At 33.5% G+C, this 11,104-nt stretch carries 9 protein-coding genes and 1 pseudogene; all 10 read right to left on the bottom strand.

Annotated elements, in window-relative coordinates:
* Positions 1 to 96: 96 nt before the first annotated feature.
* A complete protein-coding gene (locus tag FZC41_RS17690; RefSeq protein WP_279235162.1) occupies positions 97 to 219 on the bottom strand; it encodes a hypothetical protein in 123 nt (40 codons plus the stop codon).
* A 212-nt stretch (positions 220 to 431) separates the two neighbouring features.
* A complete protein-coding gene (locus FZC41_RS02045) occupies positions 432 to 587 on the bottom strand; it encodes a transposase domain-containing protein (protein ID WP_420797207.1) in 156 nt (51 codons plus the stop codon).
* A 461-nt stretch (positions 588 to 1,048) separates the two neighbouring features.
* On the bottom strand, positions 1,049 to 1,840 hold the full coding sequence (locus tag FZC41_RS02040; protein WP_148565700.1) for a hypothetical protein: 792 nt from the start codon (positions 1,838 to 1,840) through the stop codon (positions 1,049 to 1,051).
* A gap of 52 nt (positions 1,841 to 1,892) precedes the next feature.
* Positions 1,893 to 1,999 (bottom strand): annotated as a pseudogene (locus tag FZC41_RS02035).
* A gap of 128 nt (positions 2,000 to 2,127) precedes the next feature.
* Positions 2,128 to 4,194: a CHAT domain-containing protein gene (locus FZC41_RS02030; protein ID WP_148565699.1), complete on the bottom strand. Its 2,067-nt coding sequence runs from the start codon at positions 4,192 to 4,194 to the stop codon at positions 2,128 to 2,130.
* Between the two features lie 764 nt (positions 4,195 to 4,958).
* Positions 4,959 to 5,288: a lamin tail domain-containing protein gene (locus tag FZC41_RS17575; protein WP_243136629.1), complete on the bottom strand. Its 330-nt coding sequence runs from the start codon at positions 5,286 to 5,288 to the stop codon at positions 4,959 to 4,961.
* Positions 5,289 to 5,649: 361 nt separating this feature from the next.
* Positions 5,650 to 8,154: an AAA family ATPase gene (locus FZC41_RS02020; RefSeq protein ID WP_148565698.1), complete on the bottom strand. Its 2,505-nt coding sequence runs from the start codon at positions 8,152 to 8,154 to the stop codon at positions 5,650 to 5,652.
* Between the two features lie 947 nt (positions 8,155 to 9,101).
* A complete protein-coding gene (locus tag FZC41_RS02015) occupies positions 9,102 to 9,989 on the bottom strand; it encodes a hypothetical protein (RefSeq protein ID WP_148565697.1) in 888 nt (295 codons plus the stop codon).
* Positions 9,990 to 10,076: 87 nt separating this feature from the next.
* The gene (locus FZC41_RS17570) at positions 10,077 to 10,229 is read right to left on the bottom strand and encodes a hypothetical protein (RefSeq protein ID WP_243136628.1); all 153 of its coding nucleotides are present in this window, start codon (positions 10,227 to 10,229) and stop codon (positions 10,077 to 10,079) included.
* A gap of 104 nt (positions 10,230 to 10,333) precedes the next feature.
* A complete protein-coding gene (locus FZC41_RS17565; RefSeq protein ID WP_243136627.1) occupies positions 10,334 to 10,561 on the bottom strand; it encodes a hypothetical protein in 228 nt (75 codons plus the stop codon).
* Positions 10,562 to 11,104 lie beyond the last annotated feature (543 nt).

Raw genomic sequence — 11,104 nt, 5'->3', positions numbered from 1 at the left:
GTCGTCTGGTTGAACCCTGAACGCACGGAAGTCCTGATGCTGGATTCACTGGAAGAAGCATGATTTTAAAACGTTTACTGCCAAAATATATTTCAATTATAACTGCCAACTATCTTGACAACTACCGTTTCCAAACTTATTGTCAACTTCTTTTTTAAAGTTATTCCAATCTGCCATTTCCTCAATATGCAGGTCTGAAATATGCAACCATCTAACCATCCCAACCTCCATGTATAAAAGCATTTATTCTTTATTTTATACTGATTTTTGTTTATTTTCAATTTTATTCGTTCATATATTGAAATATCTTCAACATACAATAAATTCATCTTTCGTTATTCATGTTTCAAACGTAAGCGCTTAAATACAAGGTGCCACAAAAAATAAAAAAGAACCGGCGCTAGCAGCGGACCAGTTCTGGATAAATCCGTTTATTGTTTGCATTCCACCTGTATCTGCTCTGACCAGGGCATCAGTTCTTCCAGTACATCCGGATCATTCTGATAATCCGCATCCGGCATATAAAGCAGCAGGTGATTAAGGTAAGTGTGAACATTCAGTCCATTGGCTTTGGCTGTTTCAACAATGCTGTATATCGCAGCACTGGCAGAAGCTCCTTTGGGTGTATCTGAGAAAAAACTGGGTCATGATATTATTTCTTACTGGAGCTAGCGGGGGGAATCGAACCCCCGACCTACTGATTACGAAGAAGTAGGTAAACGGTATATTACAGACATTCATATATGATATACGACATTATTACGACACGTTTTACTCTTTTTTCCAATTGCTAACACATAGGGGCCGTCATTCTTTATGTAAGACACTTGTTGCAAAAAGAAATAAACAAATTAATTAAGAATCACTTTATCTTCATTGTCACTTTACTTGGTGGAGGCGGTCCGTACCAGTTCATGGTGACAATTGATATAGTTAATTATAGGCACCAGTAGAGTCTATGGTATGATCGAATCAGTTAGTCTAAAAAGATATCTGTCCCCAAATATTGCAATTTTGCTTGTCAAAATAAAACTTACTAAATAGTATTCTACTTTCTTTTAAATGCTTCCATTTTATTATGTTCTATACGTTTAAATGGCTGACAATAACTATCAAAGTTAGAATTTAATATCCTTTTCTTTTTCTCTCTGATTGAGACTATTTTATTTTGAATTCCACTATCGAAATTTGAATTCGCCTTATCTTTATACGTCACATACGAACTAATAATATCAGCAATTTCATTATAGTATTGCCGTAATATATCTAATTTTTGTACATTAGTATACAAATTTAAAAATGGATAATTAACTAACTTTTTATTTTTACTGTTAAATTGTTTATACCACTGACCATGTGCCAATCGATTTCGTATGGTAATGGCGTCGTCAATATCTACAAATAAGGAAAACACATTCTGATAATTTTGTTGACTAATGCTTCCATTTGAGAAATTATTAGCATAATTTTGTTCGGAAATATAAGTAAATCCATAGCTTTTGCATACGGCCATAGAAAAACATTCTTTCCATTTTATAGTCATGGTTGGAAAATTTCGAACAAGAAATATCTCATTATCTGTAAAAGCAGCGTTAGAACTTTCATAAAGCATTTTCATCAAACGAGCTTCTAACCATGAACAAATCAAAAATGTATACAATTGTGTTCCTGCAGTTATATCTTCTTCGCAAGATGAAACTTTACTGTTGTCTGAACCATTTTCTTGCAACCATAATTTGCGACCTAAAGTTACTTGAATAGATTTTTTGACTAAATTAATTTCACGTTCTAACATTTTCAAATTGGCTTGGTACACTTCATAGAAATCACTTTTTCTCATATCATCACCTAAAAATGAACTCTGCTACCGAAAAATATTGAAATTCAATACCTTTCGGTGGCAGGGTTCGAACCTGCGATACTCGTATTCAAACATCACAATTAGTACACTAGTTGTAATGTTTGAATACGTGTGTTTACCTATTACACCATCACCGCATTAATATTATACATAAAAAACAGAAATCTTTCAATTAAAAATCAATATACCGCGTATATGTACTAAATCTTGATTGATAAAGATTCTGAAATAACATACTATTATTTTATATCTAGTTCCTGTTCACTTCATTTCCTGAAAACATCATTATAAAGAAATATATTTTCTGGAAATCCTATCCATTGATAAAAAAATGATTCTGGAAAATAATTATCTTGACTAAGCACATCATCAAATTTTCCATCTAATCCTTCTTCGTGAAGCATCTCTTTTATTACTAAAATTGTATCTGTATATATTTTTGAGCTATGCAGTCGTCCTACGCTTCTTTTTAATGCAAATTCAATAAATCTAGAATGTCCATACTTATCATTTCCCATAATCCATTTTGAAAAGTTTGGTGAATCTTCTTTCATTTCAAGAATAGCATTTGTAGCTACAATCCCAGACCATAACTCAGCTAATGTTTCATATTGCATGCTTCCCTTTATCGCCTCGGCTATATATGTATACAACCGATTCATCAGTAACATATTCCTCTTTGCTCTAACAGGTACAAACGTTCCTAAAACAGCCTCTGCACCAACTCTTAGAAATAAATCCGCTACATTTACACAGCCACTCCCGCGAGGGCTTACATGACAAGCGCTTAATACTACTACGGGTGGTACTTGAAAGTTAATATCATCAGCCATCCAAAACTCATTACCGATCATTAATCCAGCCATATTATTTCTTCTATCATAGTGACCATGCGCTGAAATATGCAAAATATCTACATCCGAATTATCTTGAATAAACTTTTTTAATTCTCTTATTGTTAATGTTTCACAATAGGTCACCTGCATATTTGGGTTTTCTGAACATAATTTTTTTAGCATATACATAACACCCTCAGAACAATCTCGTATAAATTCATTCTTTTTATCGTTAATCACACACTCTGCAAATGCAATTTTACAACCCTTACCTAAAAAAAACTGTTGATGCTTTCTCATTTCAATTTGCATACAACGTGTTAAAGGACTTAATGGTCTATATGAAATATTTTTATAGCACTGCAATGAAGTATCACTCTCACTAAGTACAGCTAATCCTATTGGAAAATCAGAAAAGACCGTAATATGTTTAGCCCAATTTATTGCCCATATTTGTTCTTGTGTCAAGTTATTTTCAATTATTTCCCCGATATCGCGAAGTGTTTTTTTTACATATTTATTATTCGTTTCATTCTTGCAATTAATTTCAAGTTCATCTAATTTACCGAACAATTCCTTCCCTATCAAAGGTAATTCTATAAGTACAGCTTCTTTTGCAATCGCTCTGTGTAATCCTAATAATCTAATAACTTTCTTTTCTGATTCAGGTAAGTCATTTGCCAACCCACCATAATTTACCTGTCTCTTTGGAACTCCTGGCATAGTAATGACCACATTTATAAACGTGTTTTTTTTAGCTTTTTGCATGCCTTCTGCAAAAATTTTTCTAATTGTTTCTTCATCAACACCGACACCTATATAATCCCTACAGTTCATTAATCCATTATGAAAAATACACTGCTCCCAAATTATTTTAGTACAAGTCTCGAAATAGTTGGCCGATTTGATAATTTCACTACAAACATAATCAGTTTGTTCATATTGTCTAGCAGTATATAGCGCAGGTAGAAATAGTTGTTCATCATCAGTAAATAAAAACTGTTTGTCGACGTCTATTAATCTTATCTCATTCCAATTATTTCTTTTTGAATAAAGATCATTCCAGTGTTTTTTTAATAGTAACTCATTCAACTCACTTATAGAAACAGCACCAAGTAGTGAATTAAATTGTTTCGAGAATGATTTTATTTTTTCTGAACAATTCTCTGTGTAAATAATTAAAGTTAGTTGAATCTGCAACGGATATTGTAAAATTGCATCTTCGGGAATAATAAGAATATTCTGTGGAACATCGTATGCATTATCTAAAGTTAAAGTGTCTGTATTATATGTGTCCATTTCTGTTCTTGGCAAGTGTAAACAATACTCAAAAGCAGATAAAATAGGCACGAGACTATCGTCAAATAAATGCATTCTTCCCCTATTGTTTTTTTTCAATTCTGATATATCGGCATAACGCAAAACTGGAGATACATCCGAAGTATCCCCATCAAATAATATTATATAAGTATAATATTGCGGTATAATGTCATTCATATATTTGCTCCTTGTAAAATAATGTTAGGGTAAGGGTTGAAAACCCTACCCTAATGTTTCTTGTTCATTTATAACTTATTGTTCGGATTAACCATCGACACCCGGATTTGAAAGTTTAAACATCCATCTATAATCTTTTATTACGCTCTAATAAAGAGCTTACAAATTTCGCGTATTACATGAATTTAAAACCTATACTATCGTTTAATGACAGTAATATTTTATGTTTGTAAAGATTTATTGTTACACATTGTTTAAATATTACTCCTAATTTTAGGAAAAAGCCATTCTTAATTGAATTTTCTACACTCTCTTATCGTTATCGTAGTTTTTAATTTTAGTCTAGCATGATTCAAAATGATTGGTTTAATTTCAGATAAATACCGTTTTTATAGCTCCGTCGCGACCGCGGCGCAAGCCATCACAGCTGTAAAAGCCACGGATGACCAAGCCTCCGGCGTGAAGCCGGCACGACTACAAGAAGACCTAAAAGTAATGGTAGCCGTGCCGTAGCCCGGTAGCGACAGCGGAAGCAGGGCGGCGCAGTTCGATAGCAGTGGTCGCCAAAACGAACAAAGCCCCGGGCGTGGAGCCGGGGCGGGGGTGAACTGCTTAATGATCTCTCAACATTCCCTTATTTTTAATTGTTTAGTGTTTCCACCAGTTTACCCGTGCTGTCATATGACTCGGCCGGATCACTCTCGCTATTGTTCCAGATACCGCCGCCATCGAGCCAATGAAAATCGATGCCTGAATTAGTTGGCCTAATCGCCGATTTTAACCTCAGCACCTGCCGCTAGACTAAAGACTGGAAAGGTAAACGACTGATTACCTCTAACTGAGACAATTTTCCAGCCGGTGAGATCCACCGCATTAGCACCATAATTTTTGATCACAATATATTCGGTCTTTTTATCGAGCTCTCTGATGGTGACACTGATGTTCTGTCCATTTTGAATGGTGATACTAATTGTTTGGTTGACTTCGTCGGGATTGACATTATCAAATTCATCATTTATCACGTTGCCCTTTAAGGTGTAGGTATAACTGTAATAGCCTGGGATCTGGCTCGTCGTTGACGGATAAGTAATCACTGCCGTAAAATTGCTACAGCCTCCAGCATCGCGAATGACCTTTTCCTATACGCCTGATCGCCATCACGATTAAGGGTGCTGTCCTGTTGTGTGATATTGTAAGCGTTGGACACGCCCCCAAGCGAATCGGCGATGACATGCCCCTCATCCAGGGTTGACTTTCAGTGCCGGGAACCTTTGCCTCATCAGGATAATATCGGCCTAATTCCAGGACCAAATGAGCGCGCAAATGACTATATGAACAAACTGATTCGGGTACACGGTATAGAAATTGCTGTTTATCTCAAGCGCTTCGATCGAATCCATCAGCAGAAAGAAGCAGTTTCACAAATTTGACCATGTAACTTGGACAAGCATCTTTTTACTTTATTCTATTTTGATTAAAATACCTTTCAAAACAATTAATATATTCTTGTAATTGCTCTAAATCAGGCGCAGTTCCATTAATTTCTCTTGCTTGATCGTGACACCATGCTGAGCATTCAGTCATTCCTTCTTCAAGTTCCTGATATAACAATGTTGAAAATGGTGCTTTTTTTAATCTCTGTGTCTGAACACATGGATTAAATCTCTGTAGTGCATCATTAAATAATATTTCTTCAACTGCTCGCTCCCAACTTTCTCTGAGCAACTCACACAATTGCTTAGCTTCATAATAGTAATTATCCATATCTCCTGAATTACAAGTATGATTAATTTGTTGAAGATCATTTTTTAATTTTCCAATACGTTCCTTCACGCGCATTCCAGGCCATGGAATCACATTAGAAATATCACCTGGAATATTTCCAATTTTTCGCACCGTTTCTTGCACAAAAGAAACATCTTCTTTGTCAGCTAATGATTTCAACTCCATAAAAAACGTAATATCATGCGTAAATACAATCACCTGACGATTTTTGCTTTCATCTAATAATCGATTAGCAATAATCGATCTACGCTTATGATCCAACGAACATACTGGATCATCTAATACTATTCCTATATTATTATCATCCATCTTTACTTCTGTAAGAAAACTTGCTAAAGCAACAGCCCTTTGTTCACCTTCACTTAAAATTTCCCCTGGCTCACATCCTTTTATCTGCAATTTTTTTAATGTCACTCCACTATTACCTCTTGATTTTATCTCTGCATTAAAATTAGCATTTAAACGTTCACATTCATCGGAAAATGTGTTGATATAATCTTCCGTAACATATTTCTCAAAGAGTCCTTTTTGCTTGTAAGTAATAGAACGGGTTCCTATTTTTTTCTTTTGTGCAAGTCCTAACCACTGAAGTTGAAAAATATATTTAGAGATTAATGGTAATAATTCTATTGCCTTTTCCTTATCAGTAAAGTTTTTTTCCTTCCGTTCATATTCCTCTATGATTTCATTAATCACAGTACGATTCAATTTATCTCTTTTATCCTTTATTGCTTGATATAATTCATCAATTTTTGTCAGATCAATTAACACAATTGGTACATCTATCTTTTCTAACTTGTCTAAGCCTTGTAACACAATCACTTGATTATTTTTTATATTTTCAAATTCGGAGCAAATATTTTCCCCGTCTTCTTCAAAATTTGATTTTATCCATTCTTCCTGTATAGAAGATTTTGAATATAATGCAACCTCGATGTTTTCAATTTCCGCCTTTAAATCAGATATCTTTTCTTTACATTTATTATAATGTTGCTCAGCTGCACTTTCCAAGTATTTCCAATATTTATTAATTAGGTCTGATTCAATAATATCTTGACCACATAAAGGGCATTTTGAGTGTTTTTCAATTTGATCATAGTATTTTTTAGCAGAAACAATAAAATTTTTCCATTCCTTCGTACCTAATTTTTCGATCTTATAATCTTCAAACTGCTCAATCCCATTAGAATTCAGTAGTTTTTGGCACTCTATAGTTTGTTCAATTATATTATTATATTCCTCTATTCTTTCCTTGGAAAAATACAAAACGGATGACTCTGCATTAATCTTGACCTGTTCTATTGAACTGAGAACTTTTTCTATTTGACTATACTGTTTATCAATATCAAGAGAAATAAGCCTTGCTTTTTCTGTTTTTATTATTTTAATTTCTGCTTTTTCCTCATCTGATAGCTTAAATACTTGCTCAAGGTCATCAATTTTTGAATTCTCATTTAATTCAAAAATTTCTTTTACAATATTGCCCTCTCCAGTAAAAAATTTTAGAAATGGATTATCTTCACTCTTTTCTTTCATCTCATTTTCTAATCTATCTTGAATCTCTAAACATAAACTTGCGAATTTGTAGAAGAATTTTAACTCACTCGGCGCAAAATCAACTTCAGACTCCTTTGACATATCAACTGATGCACTTTTCCAATCAAAATCCCTTATTGTAGAAAATATAAATGAATTCTTCTCTTCCGGATATGATAAAATTGTATCATTTCCATCTATTGTAAATTTAAATTCAGCATGAATAGACTTCAAGTCATTACTGTAAATATCACTAACAATTTTCTTATCACCTCTTGATATAAAAGCATTGTTTAATAATCTTGTATAGCCAGATTTTCCACTACCATTCTCTCCATAAATAACAGTTATATTTTCACCTACTAACAATGGATCATGTGACTCTAATCTATTTACGCCCGTAATATTCCCTACAGACTTCCATAAGACAGCATTCTGCTTTGTTTTCAATTCTGTCATTTCCAAGCCACCAAAATCTTTTACAGGTCCATATAACAACCCATTTTCAATTTTGAAAACACTATAAATCTCATCTAAGAAATTCACCTCCAATGCTTCCCTTTCAAGAATTTTATCAGCCAATCTCTGTTGCCAGCTTGGAAGTGTACGTACCCAATTTGTAATATCTTCAATAATCAATTTTCGAATTTCCTTTCTGTAATTTTTGAATATTTCGGCTGAAAAAGGTTCAAACGCAAATATCTGTGTTTTGATTATTTATTGAATTGGAATCTAGCAATAATGCATATTTACAAAATTGACATTTTTAACAAACTTCAAAATGCGAAAGCACCTTTTATATATCTATTATTCATTATTGCTTTTTATCTGAACATCTTTTGAAACACTATTATTATATCATTCAGCTAATGGAATGTCGGTCTCATGTTCATTTGAATAATCATAATACTTCTGCACATCCAGATATTTTCTGCCGGAAGCTCATTTTTCATCCTACTCCATCAAAAAATCAAACCACTGATTCTTCATTGGGATAAATGCGAAATAACATTGGGCCTAGTGGTGTCGTTGTGTCCACCCATGGTTCTTTTAAATTTTAAAAATTTGCACCTTTCTTTTCTATTCGATCAACTAATTCAAGAAGGTCTTTTGCTGATCTTACCGAAGCAAGACAATTCAGTTACCATAATCGTATCACCTTCACGCAAATTAATCAAACATTCTATATTAGTTCTGGACAATCAATCGTCATTCCGTTTATTCTTATCCTGGAATATTTTATCACAACCCATATCGTTTAATTGATCAATTTGACGATCTAAATTCTGTTCGGGTTTTGAAACTTTTGTGTATCCAAATATCACAGATTCTATTCCACTTCATATTCTAAATTAGATAGTGTCATATACGTACAAACATGTTTTAATGACTATTAGTTTATGACACTTGTTTTGCCGCCAATATATCGCTATAAATTAGATAAGTTATGTTTCAATAACAAGGAGAGTCATAAACGGCCGTTTTTGACTCTCTTCTTTTCTGTTAAAAAATAATATTGAGTATAAATTGAAAATCAAATTTGAAATTTTTTTAATATATTCAATCAATAATGGGTTAAGTTATTATTATGGCATATCAAATATAATTCTAATATTATTATCTGGATTGAATAATTCATCTTCTTCCGATTCTATTTCTACTTCCTTGCTCCATGCACCAAAGAAATCATCAACCATTCCCTCTCTCAAAGTAAAATACAAATTGACTGGATATGATTGTTTTCTCTTGAAATAACCTAATCTGTAATAATCTTCATCATCAATAAATTCAAAATTCTTTCCTTCGTATATAAAACCTTTTTCTAAAAAAGATAAATCCAAGGTAAAACATCCATTTTTCATTTTATTTAAACAAAATTCTAATTGTTCACTTTGAAATTGAGCTATTTCAGCTAATGATGTACATATTTCAATAAATATATCCCAGCCATTCTCTTTGCTATCAAAATATGTTAATAAACCATTTGCCGGAAATTTATATGAGTATAATTCTCGCATTTCTTGTGCGCATGTAATGAATTTTTTTACTTTTTGCCCAAGATCACTATTTATTGATCCAATTGCACTACAAGCACTATTAATAATTTTTTTGTGTGTCATTGTCATTATTTCACCATCATTCCATTGCTTTTCTGGCGTAGTGTACACAACAGCTCTACATAATGTTAATACTGAGTAATAAAATAAATATGGTTCAACAATTCTAAGATTTCTTTCATTAGCAAAATCCATTGAATTAATCAAAAGGGTCGCGCTCATAATCATTTTAGTAGCTAAATAATGTCTTAATACCCATTCACTGTTTAATTCTTCATTCCATATATTTGTTATATTTTTAAACCGCTCTTGAACTTTAAGCTTTTTTCGACTCATTTCTTCATCTTCTATTATGCTATCCAAAATCCTATATCTATAAAAATCTCCCAATTTTCTCCTTACATATTCTTGAGTCATATTTATCCCCTTTAAATCGTATATGTTTATGGTATTCATTGTAAGATTAACGCGCTGTATTGTCAATTGATGAAACAAATCCTGTAACTAATGCTCTTTGCTCTCAACAAACCATTTAGGTTCCTCATAATAGATATAATCGTCTTTTTTCATAATTCGGCACAGGTAACGCATTCCCTGACCGCCAGCTTTCAGAGAAACGCCGGGACGCATATCTAAAACCTGATCAATTTCAAACACGCGTCCATCCTCCAGATTACCTTCTGGGGCGTAATTATTCCATCTTCTTCAAATCTTGCAATCACCGGTACAAATTTTTTTATGGCCATTCGATAACACCTCCTTTAAAAGTATCCGATCGGATGAATGATGTGATCTTTTTTTGGGTCCAGGCAGGACATTTGATCACCAATGGTAACGGCTCGACGCACTGCCAGATTGCCGAAACGCTTCCTTAGTCCATCAACGGCATCATAAAGCCGTGCCTGTCTCACCCGTATTGCTTCATTGCCAAATACATCCAACTGAATGGGTGTTGAATCCGGCACTAGATCCGTAACTCGGACGCCCATGGAGCGGATAGCCAAACTGAAATCATAATTTTTTTCAAACAGATCAATGGCTGCTTTGGCAATCTCTTTGGCAATAACAGCCGGTTTCGCTTAAACGCATGGCGACGCTTTCAGTAAGCATATATATGATGATCTTGACGTCCTTCGCAAATGTATTTGTTATCCAAAATGTCGTAAAAAAAGTGCGACAAAAAATAGGATACAAGTACGACAAAAACAGGGGTAAAATAGCCAGAGTTTTTTAATCTTTCACAGTCGGTCATACTTTAGGTGGAGATAAAAATCAAAAAATAAAAAAAAGAACCGCTAATTATAGCCGTTCTTTTAACTAAATATTATTTCTTACTGGAGCTAGCGGGCGGAATCGAACCGCCGACCTACTGATTACGAAGCAGTAGGTAAACGGCATATTGAAAGGATTCGTGACTCAAATACGACAACTTTACGACATGAAAATTGTTTTTAAATTGCAACCTATCAATATCCTATATGTAAGACACTTGTTGTCAATGAAAACATACAAATTAATTAATAAGAATCACT

It is taken from the genome of Acetobacterium paludosum (assembly GCF_008086595.1).
Lineage (GTDB): Bacteria > Bacillota > Clostridia > Eubacteriales > Eubacteriaceae > Acetobacterium > Acetobacterium paludosum.
This window is presented reverse-complemented; position numbering and strand designations above follow the sequence as displayed.